This window comes from Kitasatospora sp. SolWspMP-SS2h (assembly GCF_003259315.1).
Classification (GTDB): Bacteria; Actinomycetota; Actinomycetes; order Streptomycetales; family Streptomycetaceae; genus Kitasatospora; species Kitasatospora fiedleri.
On the sequence record NZ_QLLT01000017.1, the window covers coordinates 121554 to 140260 of the forward strand.

The 18707-nt window shown below is 76.8% G+C and carries 14 protein-coding genes; all 14 read left to right on the plus strand.

The genetic code is table 11. From position 1 onward, the window contains the following. The first annotated feature begins 23 nt into the window (after positions 1-23). The 14 genes from K353_RS36935 to K353_RS22025 all read left to right on the plus strand — a co-directional run bounded on the left by K353_RS36935 (position 24) and on the right by K353_RS22025 (position 18684). Positions 24-1205, plus strand: coding sequence for an acyl-CoA dehydrogenase family protein (locus tag K353_RS36935; protein ID WP_111555258.1), 1182 nt, complete (start codon positions 24-26; stop codon positions 1203-1205). Beyond that, a complete protein-coding gene (locus K353_RS21965) occupies positions 1198-2688 on the plus strand; it encodes a class I adenylate-forming enzyme family protein (protein WP_111555259.1) in 1491 nt (496 codons plus the stop codon). Before K353_RS36935 ends, K353_RS21965 begins: the two co-directional genes overlap by 8 nt. Then, a complete protein-coding gene (locus K353_RS21970) occupies positions 2685-2975 on the plus strand; it encodes a hypothetical protein (protein ID WP_111555260.1) in 291 nt (96 codons plus the stop codon). Before K353_RS21965 ends, K353_RS21970 begins: the two co-directional genes overlap by 4 nt. After that, complete coding sequence (locus tag K353_RS33900) at positions 2972-4009, plus strand: hypothetical protein (protein ID WP_146616541.1); 1038 nt, start codon at positions 2972-2974, stop codon at positions 4007-4009. The genes K353_RS21970 and K353_RS33900 overlap by 4 nt, the downstream gene beginning before the upstream one ends. Further along, positions 4006-4824, plus strand: a complete 819-nt coding sequence (locus K353_RS21980; RefSeq protein ID WP_111555261.1) for a 4-hydroxy-tetrahydrodipicolinate reductase — start codon at positions 4006-4008, stop codon at positions 4822-4824. Before K353_RS33900 ends, K353_RS21980 begins: the two co-directional genes overlap by 4 nt. 5 nt (positions 4825-4829) lie before the next feature. Beyond that, entirely contained in the window at positions 4830-5516 is a 687-nt protein-coding gene (locus K353_RS36940; RefSeq protein WP_146616542.1) for a 4'-phosphopantetheinyl transferase superfamily protein, read from the plus strand. 291 nt (positions 5517-5807) lie between these two features. Further along, positions 5808-7748 carry a non-ribosomal peptide synthetase gene (locus tag K353_RS21990; protein ID WP_158585460.1) on the plus strand — a complete coding sequence of 647 codons (1941 nt, stop codon included), beginning with the start codon at positions 5808-5810 and terminating at the stop codon, positions 7746-7748. Beyond that, positions 7748-13465, plus strand: coding sequence for a type I polyketide synthase (locus tag K353_RS21995; protein WP_111555263.1), 5718 nt, complete (start codon positions 7748-7750; stop codon positions 13463-13465). Before K353_RS21990 ends, K353_RS21995 begins: the two co-directional genes overlap by 1 nt. Beyond that, entirely contained in the window at positions 13458-14327 is an 870-nt protein-coding gene (locus K353_RS22000; protein ID WP_111555264.1) for a 3-hydroxyacyl-CoA dehydrogenase family protein, read from the plus strand. The genes K353_RS21995 and K353_RS22000 overlap by 8 nt, the downstream gene beginning before the upstream one ends. A 110-nt stretch (positions 14328-14437) precedes the next feature. After that, positions 14438-14707 carry an acyl carrier protein gene (locus K353_RS22005; protein ID WP_111555265.1) on the plus strand — a complete coding sequence of 90 codons (270 nt, stop codon included), beginning with the start codon at positions 14438-14440 and terminating at the stop codon, positions 14705-14707. A 35-nt stretch (positions 14708-14742) separates the two neighbouring features. Further along, positions 14743-15969, plus strand: a complete 1227-nt coding sequence (locus K353_RS22010) for an acyl-CoA dehydrogenase family protein (protein WP_111555266.1) — start codon at positions 14743-14745, stop codon at positions 15967-15969. Then, complete coding sequence (locus tag K353_RS22015; RefSeq protein WP_111555267.1) at positions 15966-17120, plus strand: HAD family hydrolase; 1155 nt, start codon at positions 15966-15968, stop codon at positions 17118-17120. Before K353_RS22010 ends, K353_RS22015 begins: the two co-directional genes overlap by 4 nt. Further along, positions 17117-17896, plus strand: coding sequence for a thioesterase II family protein (locus K353_RS22020; protein ID WP_111555268.1), 780 nt, complete (start codon positions 17117-17119; stop codon positions 17894-17896). The genes K353_RS22015 and K353_RS22020 overlap by 4 nt, the downstream gene beginning before the upstream one ends. After that, a complete protein-coding gene (locus K353_RS22025) occupies positions 17893-18684 on the plus strand; it encodes a 4'-phosphopantetheinyl transferase superfamily protein (RefSeq protein WP_111555269.1) in 792 nt (263 codons plus the stop codon). The genes K353_RS22020 and K353_RS22025 overlap by 4 nt, the downstream gene beginning before the upstream one ends. The last annotated feature ends 23 nt before the right edge of the window (positions 18685-18707 follow it).

The window sequence follows — 18707 nt, forward strand, 5'->3', positions numbered from 1 at the left end:
ACAGAGAGCAGCGTGTGGTTTCCATGTTGAGCAACAGCATCCTGTCCGCGCACCTGACGGACGGTCACCGTGAGTTGCGGGCCCGGGCCGCGGACCACTTCACCCCGCAGTGGCTCGACAAGTGGCGCACCGGGCCCGACGGCCGCCTGCGCCGCGAGACCTGGCAGGACCTCGCCGCCAACGGCTTCATGGGCGTCTCGCTGCCCCGCGACCTCGGCGGCCAGGGCCTGGGCCTGCTCGGTGCCCTGGTCCTCGGCGAGGCCGTCGCCGGCGCCCGCGACGGCGGCATCGCCCTCGCCATGCACGTGCAGAACGAGATCGCCGGGGACTGGCTGGCCGCCGCCCGCGACCCGGCCCTGCGCGAGCGCTACCTGCCCGCCCTGCTGGCCGGGGACCTGGTCGCCTGCCAGTGCGACACCGACCCGTCCGCCGAACAGCCCACCACGGCCACCACCGACGGCTCCCGGATCGTCCTCGACGGCCGGAAGAAGTTCGTCATCAACGGCGCCACCGCCGACCTGTGCTTCGTCAGCGTCGTGCTCGACGGCGCGCCCGCCGTCATCGCCGTCGAGAAGAGCACCCCCGGCGTGCGGGTCACCGAGGTGTACGACAAGTTCGGCACCCGCAGCGTCGACTCCGCCCAGGTCGAGTTCGACGGCGTCCGGGTGCCCGCCGGGCAGGTCGTCTCGCGCAGCGGGATCAGCCAACTGATGCGCTGGAACCGGGTGATGTCCCGGATGCGGCTGCTGATCGCCGCCGACGCCTACTTCACCCACCGCACCCTGCTCGACCACGTCACCGAGCACGTGCGCCGCCGCACCCTCGGCGGCCGGCCGCTCGGCGCCTGGCCGGTCAACGCGCACGCGCTGGCCCGCGCCCGGGCCCACCAGGAGCTGATGGAGGCGGGCATCGCCGACGCCTACCTGCGGGTCACCGCCGGCGGCAGCACCGTCCCCGAGATCGCCGAACTCAAGTGGTTCTGCGTCGAGAGGGCCAACGAACTCGCCACCCTCGCCACCGACCTGGAGGGCGGCGCCGGCTACATGTGGGACAGCCCCTCGCTGCGGGCCCACGCCCAGCTCCGCGGCTTCCGGATGTCCGGCGGCAGCCAGACCACCATGCTGACCATCGCCAACCACAGCATGGCCTGCCGCGCCGAACTCGACCTCGCGCCCGCCGGCCGGGACGGGGCCCGCCGTGGCTGACCCGCGGCGGCTCGGCGCCGCGTTCCTCGCCGCCTGCGCCGGACACGGCCGACGGCGCGCCGTCGTGGCCGGCGGCGACGCGCTCGACTACGCCCGGTTCGGCGCCCTCGTCCGCGCCCGCGCCCGCACCCTGGACGCGCTGCTCGGCCCCGACACCGCCGACGTCGGCGTGCACGCCGCCAACAGCGCCGACTACCTGGTCTCCTACTACGCCCTGCTGGTGGCCGGCCGGCTGCCGTTCCTGATCGACGCCACCTTCGGCGCCGCCGAACTCGACGGCATCCGGCGCGGCTGCGGCGTCCCGGCCTTCCTGCACGACGCCGACCGGCCGTTCCCGCTCGGCGGCACGCCGCGGGCGGTGCCCGGCAGCGCGCTGGCGCTGACCGTCCTGCCCGGCGGGCGCGGCGACGCGCCCGCGCCCGGGCCGGATACCGCCACCTGCCGGTTCACCTCGGGGACCACCGGCGCGCCCAAGTGCCTGGAGTTCACCGCCGACGCCGTCACCGCCGCCGCCCGGACCTGGGCGGCCGGCACCGGCCTCGGCCCCGCCGACCGGGTGCTCTGCCTGGCCGGCTTCACCAACGGGCTGGCGTTCAACACCTCGCTGCTGCCGGTCTTCACCGTCGGCGCCGAACTCCACCTCTACCAGGGCCTGCCCACCTCCGGCGGCATCACCCGGGCCGTCGCCCGGGCCGCCGCCACCCGGCTGGTCGCCTTCCCGCTCGCCTACCGGCTGCTGGCCGCCGCCCCCCGGCCGGAGGCCGCCGCGTTCGCCACCGTCACCCGGGCGGTCTCCGCCGCCGCCGTCCTCGACCCCGAGGTCCGGCGGACCTTCGAGGCCCGGTACGGCGTCCGGATCGCCGACTACTACGGCATCGCCGAGACCGGCCCCTGCACCTACGAACGCGACCCCGAGCGCACCGAGGGGCTCGGCACCGCCCTGCCCGGCGTCTCGGTCCGGACCGTGGACCTGCCCACCGGCGAGCGCGAGGTCCGGGTCCGGACCGACTCGATGGCCGCCGGCTACCTCAACGCCCCCGGCGCCCTGGCCGAACGGCTCGACCCCGACGGCTACTACCGCACCGGCGACCTCGGCCGGATCGAGGACGGCCGGCTGTTCGTCACCGGCCGGCTCGGCGGCCCGATCAACCTGGCCGGCCGCAAGATCGACCCCGCCGAGGTCGAACGCGCCCTGCTCGACCTCGACGGCATCACCGACGCCGCCGTCTTCGCCGACACCGACGACAACGGCGAGACCGTGCTGCACGCCGCCCTCGCCGGCACCGGCCGGCTCGGCCGGGCCGAGGTCGTCGACGCCTGCCGCGCCCGGCTCGCGCCCTTCAAGGTCCCCGGCCGCGTCACCTTCCTGCCCGCCATCCCGCGCTCCGCCGTCGGCAAGGCCCGGACGACCGAACTGCGCCGCCTGGTCCGGGACGCCCGGGCCGCCGACCCCACCCCGCACGGACTGGAGAACCCCGCATGAGCACAGCCCACGAGGCGGCCCGCACCGGCACCGACCTGCGCGCCGAGATCGAACTGCTCGTCGAGACCGCCACCGGACGCGTCGTCACCGTCGCCGACCTGCGCGCCGCCGACGGCGAACTCGACCGGGCCGGCGTCAACTCCATCGGCTACATCAACCTGATGGAGGTGCTGGAACAGCGCTACGACGCCGTCATCGACCCCGAGGCCGACCCCGAGCACCTGTACTCCGTCGACTCGATCGCCCGCTTCGTCACCGCCCGGCTCGCCCGCGGGGGCCGCGCGTGACCGCCACCGACCCCCGGGCCGGGCTGGCCGCCCTCGACCGGCTGCTCACCCGCCGCGGCCTCGACCGGCCGGCCGCCGCCGACGACGCCGGTACCGACGACGCCGGTACCGACGACGTCCGGAGCCCCGAGCGGGAGCTGGAACGGGCCCTCGACCAGGTCTGGGAGCGGCACCCGTTCGCCCTCGCCGCCGCGCTCACCGAGCAGGTGCACGGCGTCCTGCCGCTGCTCGACACCTTCGCGGCCGACGCCCCGCTGCTCGACGGCGTCCGGACCGGCCGGGTCACCGCCGCGCTCGGCCTCTACACCCCGAACGCCCTGTTCAGCCTCACCGTCCCCACCGTCCGGGCCGCCCGCAACGGCGACCGGACCACCCTGCACGGCCGCTACCGCTACGCCGCCCGCGACGCCGAGGCGGCCCTGGTCACCGTCCGGCTGGACGGCGCGACCCGGCTCGCGCTCGTCCCGCACGACGCCCCCGGCGTCCGCCCGCACGGCGCCGGACGGTCCGCCGACCACGGCTGGGCCGCCCTCGACGGCGCCGCCCCCGCCGCCCTCTCCCGGCCCGTCGACTGGGCCCTCGACGGTGTGCTGACCGCCGCCCTCGACGCCCACGCCTGGGCGTTCGCCCGCCGCGCCCTCGCCCGGCCCGCCCGGGACGTCGCCGACCTGCGCCGGACCCTGGCCCGGGCCGGCGAGGGCGTCGAGGCGCTCTCCACCTCCCAGTACCTGGCCCACGAGCTCAGCACGCTGGAGATCGAACTCTCGCTGGCCGCCGCCGCCGCCCGGTTCGGCGCCGCCTTCAAGGCCGAGGCGCCCGGCGGCACCGCCGCCCTCGCCACCCTGCTGAGCTGCGTCGACCTGCTGCGGCGCACCGCCCGCACCACCGAGGACATGGCCACCGAACTCGGCCTGGCGGACGTGCCCGCCGACCGCGACGACGCCGGCCTCCAAGCCCACTTCGGCGGCCGGCGGGTGGTCGAGAACGAGCTGGCCCGGCGGATGGGCCTGGTCCCGGAGGCGGTCGCCGCATGACCGCACCCGCCGCCCCCACCGCCGCTGCCGCCACCGCCGCCTCCGCCCCCGTTCCCGTCGTCGTCTGCGGACTGACCGGCCGGATGGCGGGCGTCGTCCGGCAGGGCGTCCTGGCCGCCCCCGACCTCGCCCTCTCCGCCCGCCTCACCCTGCGCGCCCCGGACCACCGGCCGGACCGCGACCCGCACCGCGACCCCGACCGCGACCCGGCCGGGCCCGTGGTGCACCGCCTCGCCGACCTGCCCGACCCGGACCCGGTCGTCGTCGACTTCACCGCCGAGGAGGCCACCGCCGACCTGCTCGACCAGGCCCGCACCGTCCGCTGCGCCCTGGTCATCGGCACCAGCGGCCTCGGCGACCGGCACCGCCGCCTGCTGGCGGAGGTCGGCCGCCGCCGCCCCGTCGTGGTCGCCGCCAACTACAGCCTCGCCCTGCTCGCCGTCACCCGCTTCGTCGCCGACCTCGCCGCCCACGCCGACGACAGCTGGGACGCGGGCGTCAGCGACCTGCACTTCGCCGGCAAGCGCGACCGCCCCAGCAGCACCGCCCGCCACCTCGCCGCCGCCTGGCACACCGCCCGCGGCCCCGGCGCCCCCGCCCCGGACGTCACCTCCTTCCGCCTCGGCGACGCCCTCAGCGAGCACCGCCTGGTCGCGGCCGGCACCGGCGAGCACATCGAGGTCCTGCACCGGATGGCGGACCGCCGCGCCTTCCTGCCCGGCGTGCTGCGCGCGATCCGGTACGCGGCCGCCGCCGGGCCGGGCGTCCGCACCCTGGCCGACGTGGCGCGCGACCCCGCGCCCGCACCGAGGTGAGCGCCGTGCGGCTGCTCTGGGACGAGGTCCGGCCCGGCGCGGCGCGGGCCGCCCACCCGCCCGGCGCCCCCGCCGGACCGGACGACCCGCACGGCGGCTTCACCGGCGCCGCCCGGCAGGACCAGCGGTACGCCGCCCGGCACGCCCTGGCCGCCGGCCTGGTCCGGCTCGGCCTGGTCCCCGACCTGCCCGACACCCACCGGCGGATCGGCCTCGCCGGGCCCGCCGCCGTCCGCCGGATCTGCTGGGACGGCGCCGCGCTCCGGCCGCCCCTCCAGTTCTCGATCGCCCACACCGCCGACCAGGTGGTGGTGGCGCTGCGCCGCGCCGACCCGCCCCCCGCGGGCCTGGGCGTCGACGCCGAGACCGCGTGGGACACCGCCGCCCGCAACCTGCACCGGTTCGGCACCCCCGCCGAACTCGACGCCCTGCACCGGGCCTGCGGGCCGGTCGAACCGCTGCACCTGTGGTGCGTCAAGGAGGCCCTGGCGAAAGCCTCCGGCCTGGGCTTCCGCACCCCGCCCAAGCGCTACCGGCTGCACCCCGCCGGCCCGCCCGGCCGACTGACCGTCGAGATCGCCGGCGCCGGCCCCGCCGGCCACCGCCGCCCCGCCCGCATCCGGGCCGGCACCCGCACCGCCACCGGCCGCCCGCCCACCGCCTGGGCCGTCGCCGACCTGCCGACGCACTGAGCCCCGGCCCGGTGCCGCACCCCGACCACCCGACCACCCGACCACCCGACCGACCGAAGCCGACCCGGGAGGAGGAAGACCGTGACCGAGGACGCCCCGCCCACCGGTCCCAGCCGACCGACCACCGACCGGGCCGCCCACCGCCCGGGCCGTGGCAGACCCGCCGCCGCGCCGACCGGCGGTCCGCCGCCGCGCCGCGCCCCGGCCCGTCGCCGCGCCGGTCACCGGCCACTGCCGCGCCGGGCTCTGACCCCCCGACCACCCGATCGCCGACATGGGAGAAGGAAGACCGTGACCGAGGACGCCCCGCCCACCGGCCTCAGCCGACTGATCGCCGACCGGGCCGCCGACCGGCCGGAGGCCGTCGCCCTCCTCGCCCCCGACCGGGCCCCGCTCAGCTACCGGGCGCTCGCCCGCCGGGTCGAGGAGGTCGGGCGGACCCTGAACGGCCTCGGCCTGGGCCGTCCGCACCGGGTCGCCCTGGTGCTGCCCAACGGCCCCGACCTGGCCGTCGCGTTCCTCGGCACCGCCGCGTACGCGCAGAGCGCCCCGCTCAACCCGGCGTACCGGCGGCAGGAGTTCGCGTTCTACCTCGCGGACATGCGGGCCGACGCCCTGCTGGTCGAGGCGGGCGACGACTCGCCCGCCGTCGAGGTGGCCCGCGAGCGCGGCCTGCGGATCATCGAACTCACCTCCCGGCCCGGCAGCCCCGCCGGTGAGTTCGAGCTGCGCAGCGCCGGCCCGGCCACCGCCGTCCCGGCCGCGGACGGCGGCCCCGGCGGCCCGCACGACACCGCGCTGATCCTGCACACCTCCGGGACCACCGACCGCCCCAAGCTCGTCCCGCTCACCCACGCCAACCTGCACGTCGCCGCCCGCAACACCGGTGCCGCCTTCGCCCTCGACGCGCACGACCTCTGCCTCAACCCGATGCCGCTGTTCCACGCCCACGGCCTGACCAGCACCCTGCTCGCCACCCTGGTGCGCGGCGCGGGCATCGTCTGCGCCCCCGGCTTCAGCGACACCGGCTTCTACCGCTGGCTGGGGGAGTTCCGCCCGACCTGGTACACCGCCGTGCCCGCCATGCACCAGGCCCTGCTGTCCGTCGCCGACCGGCACCGCGAGGTCCTCGCCGCGACCCGGCTCCGGTTCGTCCGCTCGGCCTCCGCGCCGCTGCCCGGCGCCGTCCTCACCGCGCTGGAGGAGGTCTTCCGCGCCCCGGTGATCGAGGCGTACGGCATGACCGAGGCCGGCTCCCTGGTCACCGCCAACCCGCTGCCGCCCGGGACGCGCAAGCCCCGCTCGGTCGGCCTGCCGGTCGGCGAGGCGGTGGCCGTCCTGGACAAGGCCGGCCGCCCGGTGCCGGTCGGCGAGTCCGGCGAGATCGCCATCCGCGGGGCCAACGTCACCGCCGGCTACGAGGCCAACCCCGAGGCCAACGCCCTCGCCTTCACCGGGGGTCGGCTGCGCACCGGCGACGAGGGGCGGCTGGACGAGGACGGCTACCTGTACGTCGTCGGCCGCAGCAAGGAGATCATCAACCGGGGCGGCTCCAAGGTCGCCCCGGCCGAGATCGACGAGGTGCTGGCCGGCCACCCGGCGGTCAAGCTCGCCGTCGCCTTCGGCGTGCCGCACCCGACGCTCGGCGAGGACGTCGCGGTGGCCGTCGTCCCGCGCCCCGGCGCCGTCGTGGTCGAGCGGGACGTCCGCGCGTACGCCCGGGAGCGGCTCGCCGACTTCAAGGTCCCCAGCCGGGTCCACCTGGTCGAGGACGTCCCGCGCAGCCCCACCGGCAAGGTCCAGCGGCTGCGGCTCGCCGAACTCCTCGCCGCCGCCGGGGCCGCCGCCCCCGCCCGCCGGGCCGCCCCCGGCGACCCGCTGGCCCGGCAGGTCGCCGCCGTCTGGGCCGAGGTGCTCGGCACCGCGGACTTCGGCGCCGACGACAACTTCTTCGACCTCGGCGGCAACTCGCTGCTGCTCAAGCGCGTCGCCGCCGCCCTGGGCGAGCGGCTCGGCCGGGACGTCCCGCTGCTGGCGCTGACCATGTGCCCCACCGTCGACACCCTCGCCCGGCACCTCGCCGACCCGCCCGCCGAGCCCGCCGGGTCCGCCGGGTCCGCGGTGCCCGCGGACCCCGACCCCGGGACCCGGGAACGCCTCGACCGCGGCCGCGACCGGCTGCGCCGGCAGCTCGACCGGCGGCGCACCGGCGCACCGAAGGAGAACAGCTGATGGAGCACGCCGACGACACCACCGGCCTGGAGATCGCCGTCATCGGGCTGGCCTGCCGCTTCCCCGGCGCGGACGGCCCCGAGCAGTACTGGGAGAACCTGCGCACCGGCACCGAGTCGATCACCTTCTTCACCCCCGGGGAACTCGCCGCCCGGGGCGTCCCCGAGGCGCTGCGCACCGACCCCGACTACGTCGCCGCCCAGGGCGTGCTGGCCGGTGCCGACCGCTTCGACGCGGACTTCTTCGGGATGAGCCCGAAGGAGGCCGACCTGACGGACCCCCAGCACCGGGTCCTGCTCCGCTGCGCCTGGGAGGCCCTGGAGGACTCCGGCCACGACCCGCGCGCCGTGCCCGGCCAGGTCGGCGTCTACGCCGGCACCTACTACAACAGCTACGTCGACCACGTCGACGGCCTGATCGACCCCGACGACCCCGGCGAGGTCTTCGCCCGCAACCTCGCCAACGAGCGGGACTTCCTGGCGACCCGGATCGCCTACAAGCTCGACCTGTCCGGCCCCGCCCTCACCGTCCAGTCCGCCTGCTCCACCTCCCTGGTCGCCGTCCACCTGGCCTGCCAGGCCCTGCTCAGCGGCGCCTGCGACACCGCGCTGGCCGGCGGCGCCACCGTCCGCGCCCACCAGCACCAGGGCTACCTGTTCCAGCCCGGCGGGATCTTCTCCGCCGACGGCCACTGCCGCCCGTTCGACGCCGCCGCCCAGGGCACCGTCGCCGCCAACGGCGTCGGCGTGGTCGTGCTCAAACGGCTGGAGGACGCGCTGGCCGACGGCGACCCGGTCCGGGCCGTCATCAAGGGCTCCGCGGTCGGCAACGACGGCGCCGAGCGGATCGGCTTCACCGCCCCCGGCGTGGCCGGCCAGGCCCGGGTGATCCGTGCCGCCCTGGAGGCCGCCGAGGTCGACCCCGCCACCATCGGCTACGTCGAGACCCACGGCAGCGGCACCTCGCTCGGCGACCCGATCGAGATCGAGGCGCTCGGCCGGGCCTTCGGCGGCCTGCCGCCCGGCAGCTGTGCGATCGGCGCCGTCAAGGGCAACATCGGCCACACCCACGCCGCCTCCGGCGTCGCCGGGCTGATCAAGACCGTGCTGGCGCTCCAGCACCGGCAGATCCCGCCCAGCCTGCACTTCGACGTCCCCAACCCGGCCGTCGACTTCGCCGCCGTGCCGTTCCGGGTCAACACCCGCCTCACCGACTGGCCCGCCGACCGCGGACCGCGCCGGGCCGGCGTCAGCTCCTTCGGCATGGGCGGCACCAACGCCCACGTCGTCCTGGAGGAGGCGCCCGCGCCCGCCGCCCGCCGCGCCCCCGGCCGCCGCCGCGTCCTGCTGCCGCTCGCCGCCCGCACCGCCACCGCGCTGGAGGCCGCCACCGACCGCCTCGCCGACCGCCTCGACGGCGCCGCCCCGCCCGACCTGGCCGGCACCGCCCGCACCCTGCAGACCGGCCGCCGCCACTTCGGCCACCGCCGCTTCCTGGTCGCCGAGGACACCGCCCGGGCCGCCCGCGCGCTGCGCGAGCGCACCCCCGGCACCGTCCGCACCGGCCACCACGACGGCACCCCCCGCGAGGTCGCCCTGGTGCTGCCCGGCCTCGGCGAGCAGCGCCCCGGCATGGGGCGCGAACTGTACGAGGCCGAACCGGTCTACCGGGCCGCCCTCGACCGCTGCGCCGAAGGCTTCCGCCCCCACCTCGGCCTCGACCTGCGCGAACTGCTCCACCCCGCCGGCGCCGCCGACACCGCCGCCGCCGGGCCCGACCTGCGCCGGATGCTGCGCGGCCCCGCCGCCGCCGACCGCACCGAACTCGACCGCACCCGCTACGCGCAGCCCGCCACCTTCGCCGTCGAGTACGCGCTGGCCCGGCTCTGGGAGTCCTGGGGCGTCCGCCTGGCCGCGCTGATCGGCTACAGCATCGGCGAGTACACCGCCGCGCACCTGGCCGGGGTGCTGTCGCTGGACGACGCCCTCAAGCTGGTCGCCCACCGGGCCCGGCTGATCGACGGCCTGCCCGCCGGCGCCATGCTGGCCGTGCCGCTGCCCGAACGCGCCGTCCTCGGCCTGCTCGGCGACGACCTGTCGCCGGCCGCCGTCAACGGGCCCGAGCTGTGCGTGGTCGCCGGCACCGACGAGGCGGTCGCCGCCCTGGAGGCCCGGCTGGCCGCCGACGGCGTCGCCGCCCGGCGGCTGCAGACCACGCACGCCTTCCACTCGCACCTGATGGACCCGATCACCGAGGAGTTCGCCGACCTCGCCGCCGGGGTCGCCCTGCACCCGCCGACCGTCCCGTACGTCTCCAACGTCACCGGCGACTGGGCCGACGCCGACCTGGTCACCGACCCCGGCTACTGGGTGCGGCACCTGCGCCGCCCGGTCCGGTTCGCCGACGGCGTCCGCCGGCTGTGGGAGCGGCCCGGCCGGGTGCTGCTGGAGACCGGCCCCGGCCAGTCGCTGACCAGCCTGGCCCTCCAGCTGCGCCCGGCCGGCGCCGCCCCCGGCGTCGCCCTCGCCTCGATGCCCGGCCGGTTCGACCGGCAGGGCGAGGAGCGGTTCCTGCTGAACACCGCCGGCGCCCTGTGGGCGGCCGGCGTCGACCTCGACTGGTCCGCCCTCGGCGGCGGCGCCGGCGCCGCCCGGGTCTCCCTCCCGCCCTACCCGTTCGAGGAGAGCCGGCACTGGATCGACCCGGCCCCCCGCCGGACCGCCCCCCGGCCCGGGCTCGCCCGCCGGGCCGACCTGGCGGACTGGTTCCACACCCCCGTCTGGGAGTCGCTGCCCGCCCGCCCGCAGGCCGCGCCCGGCGGGCCGTCCTCCTGGCTGCTGTTCACCGACGAGGCGGGCGTCGGCGACGCGCTCGCCGCCCGCCTGCGCCGCGACGGCCACCGGGTCAGCACCGTCCGGGCCGGCCGCGGCTGGGGCGAACTCGGCGACGACGCCTACCGGATCGACCCCGCCAGCGCCGCCGACCACCGCCGCCTGGTCGACCGGCTCACCGCCGACGGCGGCCCGCCCGACCGGACGGTCCACCTGTGGACCGTCGGCCCGCGCCGCCCCGTCGACGAGACCCTGCAACGCGGCTTCCACAGCCTGCTCCGGCTCGACCAGGCCCTCACCGCCGCCGCCCCCGGCACCCCGCCGCACCTCACCGTCGTCTCCAGCGACGCCCACGCCGTCCTCGGCACCGAACCCCTCGCCCCGGAGAAGGCCACCGTCACCGGGCCCGTCCTCGTCCTGCCGCTGGAACAGCCCGGCACCACCTGCCGCGCCGTCGACGTCTCGCTGCCGCCCGGCCGCCGCTGGAGCGCCGCCGACACCGACCTGCTGTACGCGGAACTGCTCGACCCGACCACCCGCCCGCTCACCGCGCTGCGCGGCCGCCACCGCTGGGAGCGCACCCACCGGCCGGTCCGGGTGGAGGCCGCCGCGGACGGCCGCACCCCGCTGCGCGAGCACGGCGTCTACCTGATCACCGGCGGCTTCGGCGGCATCGGACTCACCCTCGCCCGGCACCTCGCCACCGCCGTCGCGGCCCGGCTGGTCCTGGTCGGCCGCACCCCGCTGCCGCCCCGCGCGCAGTGGGCGGCGCTGCTCGCCGACGGCCGGGCGGACGGCGCGGCGGCCGAGCGGGTCCGGGCCGTGCTGGAACTCGAGGGGCTCGGCGCGCAGGTGATGACCGCCGCCGCCGACGTGGCCGACGCCGCCGCCCTCCAGCGGGTCGCCGACCGGGCGGTGGAGCGGTTCGGCGCCGTCCACGGCATCGTGCACGCCGCCGGGGTGCCCGCCGCCGGCCTCGCCCAGCTCAAGACCGCCGAGGCCGCCGACCGGGTGCTCGACCCCAAGGTGCGCGGCGGCCTGGCGGTCGACGCGCTCGCCCGCCGGCTGGCACCCGACTTCACCGTGCACTGCTCCTCCAGCCTGGCGCTGACCGGCGGCGTCGGACAGGTCGACTACGTCGCCGCCAACGCCTTCCTGGACGCCCTGGCGCAGTACGGCGACGCCACCGGCGGCCCGCGCACCGTCTCGGTCGACTGGGACGGCTGGCAGGAGGTCGGCATGGCCTTCCGCACCCTCGGCCCGGGCGGCCACCGGGACGCCGCCGCCCCGGCCGCCCGGACCGGCCCCGTCGACCACCCGCTGCTGGACGCCTGCCTGCGCGACGACGACACCGTCGCGGTGTACGCGGCGGCGCTCAGCGTGGCCGGGTCCTGGCTGATCGACGAGCACCGGATGGCCGGCAACGCCGTCGTCCCCGGCACCGGCCACCTCGAACTCGTCCGGGCCGCCCACGAGCACCAGAGCGGCGACCCCCGGGCGGTGCTGGAGGACGTCACCTTCCTCTCCCCGGTGGTGGTCGGCGAGGACCGGCAGCGCGACCTGCGGGTGGTGCTCGACAAGCGGCACACCCCGGCGCGGTTCGCCGTGGTCAGCCGCGAGGGCGCGCCCGGCGGCGGGCCGGCGGACGGCGCGGCCGGGCCGGGCGGCGCGGGATCGGACGGTGCGGGGCCGGACGACGGCGACGGCTGGCAGGTGCACGTGACCGGCGCCGTCGGCCCGGTCGGCGACGACACCGCCCCGCCCCGCCGGTACGACCCGGCCGAGCTGGTCGCCCGGGCCGGCATGCGCGACCTCGGCGCCCTCACCCACACCGGGCCGATGGGCTTCGGCCCGCGCTCGCACTGCCTGCGCCGGGTGCACCTGGGCGAGAAGGAGGCGCTCGCCGAACTCGAACTGCCCGCGCGGTTCGCCGCCGACCTGGACCGGATCGCGCTGCACCCCTCGCTGCTCGACCTGGGCGCGGGCTTCCACGGCATGAACCTCGCCGAGGAGTTCCGCATCCCGCTCCGCTACGGCCGCCTCACCCTGCTCGCCCCGCTGCCGCGCCGGATCTACAGCCACCACCGCTTCCACGAGGCGGACCGCCGCGGCAAGGAGACCTTCACCGCCGACTTCACGCTGCTCGACGGGACCGGCCTGGAGACCGTCCGGGTCGAGGACTTCGTCCTCAAGCGGGTCGCCGACCTGGAGACCCGGCTCGGCGCGCTGCGCGACGGCACCTCCCGGGAGACCGCCGCCTACCGCTTCCCGCCCGCCGCCGCCCCGGCCGCCCGCCCCGGCGACGCCGGACCGCTCCGCGACCACCTGGACCACGGCATCCGGCCCGCCGAGGGCGTCGAGGCGCTGCTGCGGCTGCTCACCGCCGGCCTCGGCCCGCAGGTCGCGGTGGTCGCCAAGGACCTGGACGCGGTGTTCGCCGACATCCGCGCCCACCGGATCGGCGCCCCCGGGCCGCAGGACGCCCCGGACACCGGGCGGCCGGACGGCGCGCTCCACCCGCGCCCCGGCCTGCTCACCGCGTACGCCGAGCCCCGGGACGACACCGAGACCGGGCTCGCCGAACTGTGGGCGGACCTGCTCGGCCTGGAGCGGGTCGGCGTGCACGACGAGTTCTTCGAGCTCGGCGGCCACTCGCTGCTCGGCCTGCAACTGGCGGCCCGGATCCGCCGCCGGTTCGGCGTCGACCTGCCGCTGAACACCCTGTTCGAGGCGCTCACGGTGGCGGAGCAGGCCGCCGCCCTCCGCCGCCGCCTCGGCACCGGCACCGGCACCGGCATCCCGACGACCGGCACCCCGGCCCACCCCCCGACGACCGGCACCCCGACGACCGACGGCACACAGAAGCGGAGCACAGCACATGTCTGACATCCACACGGTCGGCGTGGTCGGCGCCGGCGTCATGGGCACCGGCCTGGCGCAGGCGCTCGCCCAGACCGGCCACCGGGTCCTGCTGGTCGACCGGACGCCGGAGATCCTGGCCGCCGCCGAGCGGACGGTCCGTCAGGGCCTGCGCTTCGCCGGGCTGCTGGGCGACCGGGGCCCGCGGGAGGACCAGCGGACCGTCCTGGGGCGGATCACCTCCAGCACCGACTACGAGGGCTTCGACGACGCCGACTTCGTGATCGAGAACGTCACCGAGGACTGGGACCTGAAGAAGGGCGTCTACCGGCGGCTGGACGCGATCTGCCCGGAGCGCACCGTGTTCGCCGCCAACACCTCGGTCATCCCGATCACCCGGATCGGCGCGGCCACCTCCCGCCCGGCCCACGTCCTGGGCATGCACTTCATGAACCCGGTGCCGCTCAAGCCCACGGTGGAGGTGATCCGCGGCCACCACACCTCCGCCGCGACGCTGGACGCCGCCCGCACCCTGCTCGCCCAACTGGGCAAGGAGGGAATCCTGGTGGAGGACTCGCCGGGCTTCGTCAGCAACCGGGTCCTGATGCTCACCGTGAACGAGGCCGTCTACCTGGTCCACGAGGGGGTGGCCGCCGCCGAGGAGGTCGACCGGATCTTCAGGACCTGCTTCGGCCACACCATGGGCCCGCTGGAGACCGCCGACCTGATCGGCCTGGACACCATCCTGCAGTCCGTCGAGGGCCTGTACGCCGCGTTCAGCGACAGCAAGTACCGGCCGTGCCCGCTGCTGGTGCGGATGGTCGACGCCGGACTGCTCGGCCGCAAGAGCGGCCAGGGCTTCTACAGCTACGCCACCGCGCTGCGCTGAGCCCCCACCGCACCGGCCCGCGCCCCTGGCCGCCACCGGCCCGAACCGAGAAGCCCGAACCGGGAAGTCCGACCCGAGAAGCCCGACCCGAGAAGAAGGAACCGCACACCATGACGACGGCCAACCACAAGCCGCAGATCCTCGCCTTCCTCGCCCAGTTCTTCGGCGAGCACCGGCTCGCCGACGACGAGGACATCTTCGCCTCCGGGTTCGTGAACTCGCTCTTCGTCATGCAGCTGGTGCTGTTCGTCGAGGGCGAGTTCGGCATCACCGTGGAGGACGAGGACCTGGAACTGGCCAACTTCCGCACGGTGGAAGCCCTCGACGCGCTCGTCACCCGCAAGCGGGCCGCCGTGGGCGCCACCGCGCCGCGCGCCTGACCCGCCGGACCGGAGAGGAGGCAGGAGAGGGACAGATGGCCATCCGAGTGCAACTGACCCCGGGCCAGGCCGCGGCGCGGGAGGAGTACGAGTCCTTCGTCCGGGAGGCCGTGGCCCCCCGCGCGGACGACTGGGACCGCGCCGAGCGGCTCCCCGAGGAGTTCCTGAAGGACTTCGCGGCCCGCGGCCTGCTGGGCGCCGCCGTCCCGGCCGACTACGGCGGCACCGGACTCGACCCGATCACCTTCGGGCTGCTCAACGAGGAACTCGGCCGCGGCTGCTCGTCCGTCCGCAGCCTGGTCACCGTGCACGGCATGGCCTCGTACGCGGTCGCCCGCTGGGGCAGCCGGGACCAGCGCGCGCACTGGCTGCCGAAGTTCGCCACCGGCGAGGCGATCGGCGCGTTCGCGCTCACCGAGCCGGGCGCCGGCAGCGACGTCAAGGGCCTGCGGACGGCCGCCCGGCGCACCGCCGACGGCTACCTGCTGACCGGCGAGAAGCGCTGGACCACCTTCGGCGCCCGCGCCGACGTGTACCTGCTGTTCGCCCGGCTGGACGGCCGGGAGGCGGCCTTCCTGGTGCCCCGCGACGCCCCCGGGCTGACCGTCCGGCCGGTCACCGGCGTGCTCGGCACCAGGGCCTCGATGCTCGCCGAACTCAGCCTGGCGGACTGCCGGGTGCCGGACGGCGCGCTGCTCGGCCGCCCCGGCTTCGGGCTGAGCGCCGTCGCCGCCAGCGCCCTCGAACTCGGCCGCTACAGCGTCGCCTGGGGCTGCGTCGGCCTCACCCAGGCGTGCCTGGACGCCTCCCTGGACTACGCCGACCGGCGCGAGACCTTCGGCGTCCGGCTCCGCGACCACCAGCTGGTGCAGCGGATGCTCGCCGACATGGCCACCGGCGCCGCCGCCTCCCGGCTGCTCTGCCAGCAGGCCGGCTGGCTGCGCCAGGACCGCTCCACCGACAGCCTGCACGCCACCTGGCTCGCCAAGTACCACGCCTCCCGCACCGCGTTCCGGTCCGCCTCCGACGCCGTCCAGGTGCACGGTGCGCACGGCTGCGGCGACGCCCACCCGGTGCAGCGCTACCTGCGGGACGCCAAGGTGATGGAGATCATCGAGGGCAGTACCGAACTCCAGCAGACCACCATCGCCGAGTCCGCCTACCACTCCCGCCCGCGCACCGCCCCCACCGCGACCTCCACTGCCACCTCCGGCCCCACTGCCACCTCCGGCCCCACTCCCACCGAAAGGGTGACGGCATGACCACCCAGGGCACCGCCGACCCGCAGGAAGGCACCGCCGGCGAGCGGCCCGCCAAGACCGTCAAGTGCGTGGTCTGGGACCTCGACCACACCCTCTGGGACGGCATCCTGCTGGAGGACGGCGAGGCGCCGCTCCGCCCCGGACTGCGCGAGGTCATCGTCGAGCTCGACCGCCGCGGCATCCTGCACTCCGTCGCCAGCCGCAACGACCACGACGCCGCCACCGCCGCGCTGCGCCGGCACGGCCTGCTCGACTACTTCCTCTACCCGCAGATCAACTGGAACGCGAAGTCCTCGTCGATCCGCTCCATCGCCGCCTCGCTCAACCTCGGCCTGGAGGCCTTCGCCTTCGTCGACGACGACGCCTTCGAGCGCGGCGAGGTCGCCTTCGAACTCCCCGAACTGCTGTGCGTCGACGCGGCGGACGCGGCCGGCCTCGCCGACCGGCCGGAGTTCTCGCCCCGGTTCGTCACCGAGGACTCCGCCCGCCGCCGCGAGATGTACCGCGCCGACCAGGAGCGCACCCGGGTCGAGCAGGAGTTCACCGGCCCCCAGGAGGCCTTCCTCGCCACCCTCGGCATGACGCTCACCGTCCTGCCCGCCCAGGAGGAGGACCTGCGCCGCGCCGAGGAGCTGACCGTCCGCACCCACCAGCTCAACACCACCGGCTACACCTACTCGTACGAGGAGCTCGACGCCTTCCGCCGCTCCGACACCCACGAACTGCTGGTCGCCCGGCTGGAGGACCGGCACGGCCCGTACGGCACCATCGGCCTGGTGCTGCTGGCCGGGGACCCGGGCGCCTGGACGGTCAAGCTGCTGCTGATGTCCTGCCGGGTGATGTCCCGGGGCGTCGGCGGCGTGATCATCAACCTGCTGCGCCGCCGCGCCCGGGCGGCGGGCGTCCGGCTGCTGGCCGAGTACCTGCCCAACGGGCGCAACCGGATGATGCTGATCACCTACAAGTTCACCGGGTTCCGGCAGCTCACCGACGACGACGGGCCGGCGCTGTTCGAGGCCGACCTGACCGACGTCCCCGGCGACCCGCAGTACCTGACCGTGCAGGCGCCGTCCCTCCAACCGCCGTCCCTCCAACCGCCGTCCGCCGAGCCGCCGTCCGGGGAGGACGCGTCAGGGGAGGGCCCGCAGTGAGCGCGTCCGGCGGGCCGTGGGTGGTCAGGACCGCGCCCCACCCCGGCGCCCGGCTCCGGCTGGTCTGCTTCGCCTACGCCGGGGGCGGCAGCTCGGCGTTCGCCGACTGGCCGCGCGGCCTGCCGGACGACGTCGAGGTGTGCGCCGTCCGGCTGCCCGGCCGCGAGTCGCGGATCTTCCAGCGGGCCCACACCGACGTCGAGGACCTGCTGCCCGACCTCACCGAGGCGCTGGCCGAGCACTGCCGGCCCCCGTTCGCCCTGTTCGGGCACAGCATGGGCGCGCTGATCGCGTTCGCCCTCACCCGCCGGCTGCGCGCCCTCGGCGCGCCCGCCCCCGCGCACCTGGTGGTCTCCGGCCGCCGCGCCCCGCAGCTCGCCCACAACCGGCCGCTGATCCACCACCTGCCGGAGGAGCAGTTCCTGGCCCGGCTGCGCGAACTCGGCGGCACCCCCGACGCCCTGCTCGCCGACGCCCGGGTGATGCGCCTGGTCCTGCCCGGGCTGCGGGCCGACTTCCAGCTCAACGACTCCTACACCCACCGCCCGCAGGAGCCGCTGCCCGTCCCGATCACCGCCTTCGGCGGCCGGGCCGACCCGGACGTCGACCCCGCGGGCCTGGCCGCCTGGGCCCGGCAGAGCACCGGGGCCTTCACCCTGCGGATGTTCGACGGCGGGCACTTCTTCCTGCACACCGCCCAGGCGGAGGTGCTGGCCGAACTCTCCCGGCTGCTGCGCCGCCCGGCCGACCGCGGCGCCGGAGCGCTCACCCCGTGACCGCGCCCCGCCCCGACCACCGGCCGCCCGACCACCGGCCGCCCGGGCACTGGCCGCCCGGTCCCGCCGCGCCCGTCCTCGCCCCCGGCGAGGTGCACGTCTGGCGGGCCCGCCTCGACCTGCCCGCGCCCGCCGCGCGCCGGTACGCGGACCTGCTCGACGCCGGGGAGCGGGCCCGGGCCGCCGACTGCCGGCTGCCGCTCGAACGCGCCCGCCACGTCGCCGCGCACGGCGCGCTGCGCACCGTCCTGGCCCGCTACACCGGACGGGCCCCCGCCGACCTCCGGCTGCACCGCACTGCCCGCGGCCGACCCCGCCTCGCCCCGGCCCCCGACACGGCTCCCGACACGGCGGGGCTCGACTTCAACCTCTCGCACTCCGGCGGCCTCGCGCTGATCGCCGTCACCCGCACCGGCACCGTCGGCGTCGACCTGGAGCTGGTCCGCACCGACCTCGACCACCGGGCGATGGCCGCCCGCTTCCTCGACCCGGCCGACGCCCGGCTGATCGCCGCGCTGCCGCCGGCCGCCGGACGGCACGCCTTCTTCACCCGCTGGACCTGGCGGGAGGCGTACGCCAAGGCCGCCGACGTGCCCGTCCCGCGCCGGCTCAGCACCGGCGCACAGGACCCGACGGCGATCACCGTCGGTCGGTGGAAACTGAGCAACCTCCCACTGGACAAAGGATATTGTGCGACCGTCGCGGCTTCCGAGCCCTGCGCGCCGGCGCACCGCTGGACCTTGACGCAGGACCGGGCCCGCCGGACGACGCCCACCCGTTCCGCCTGACGAGAACGCGGACGAAAGGAACC

Coding starts and splice junctions, on each gene's coding strand:
- K353_RS36935 (WP_111555258.1), top strand. CDS start 24: ATGTTGAGCAACAGCATCCTGTCCGCGCACCTGACGGACGGTCACCGT.
- K353_RS21970 (WP_111555260.1), top strand. CDS start 2,685: ATGAGCACAGCCCACGAGGCGGCCCGCACCGGCACCGACCTGCGCGCC.
- K353_RS21980 (WP_111555261.1), top strand. CDS start 4,006: ATGACCGCACCCGCCGCCCCCACCGCCGCTGCCGCCACCGCCGCCTCC.
- K353_RS21995 (WP_111555263.1), top strand. CDS start 7,748: ATGGAGCACGCCGACGACACCACCGGCCTGGAGATCGCCGTCATCGGG.
- K353_RS22000 (WP_111555264.1), top strand. CDS start 13,458: ATGTCTGACATCCACACGGTCGGCGTGGTCGGCGCCGGCGTCATGGGC.
- K353_RS22005 (WP_111555265.1), top strand. CDS start 14,438: ATGACGACGGCCAACCACAAGCCGCAGATCCTCGCCTTCCTCGCCCAG.
- K353_RS22010 (WP_111555266.1), top strand. CDS start 14,743: ATGGCCATCCGAGTGCAACTGACCCCGGGCCAGGCCGCGGCGCGGGAG.
- K353_RS22015 (WP_111555267.1), top strand. CDS start 15,966: ATGACCACCCAGGGCACCGCCGACCCGCAGGAAGGCACCGCCGGCGAG.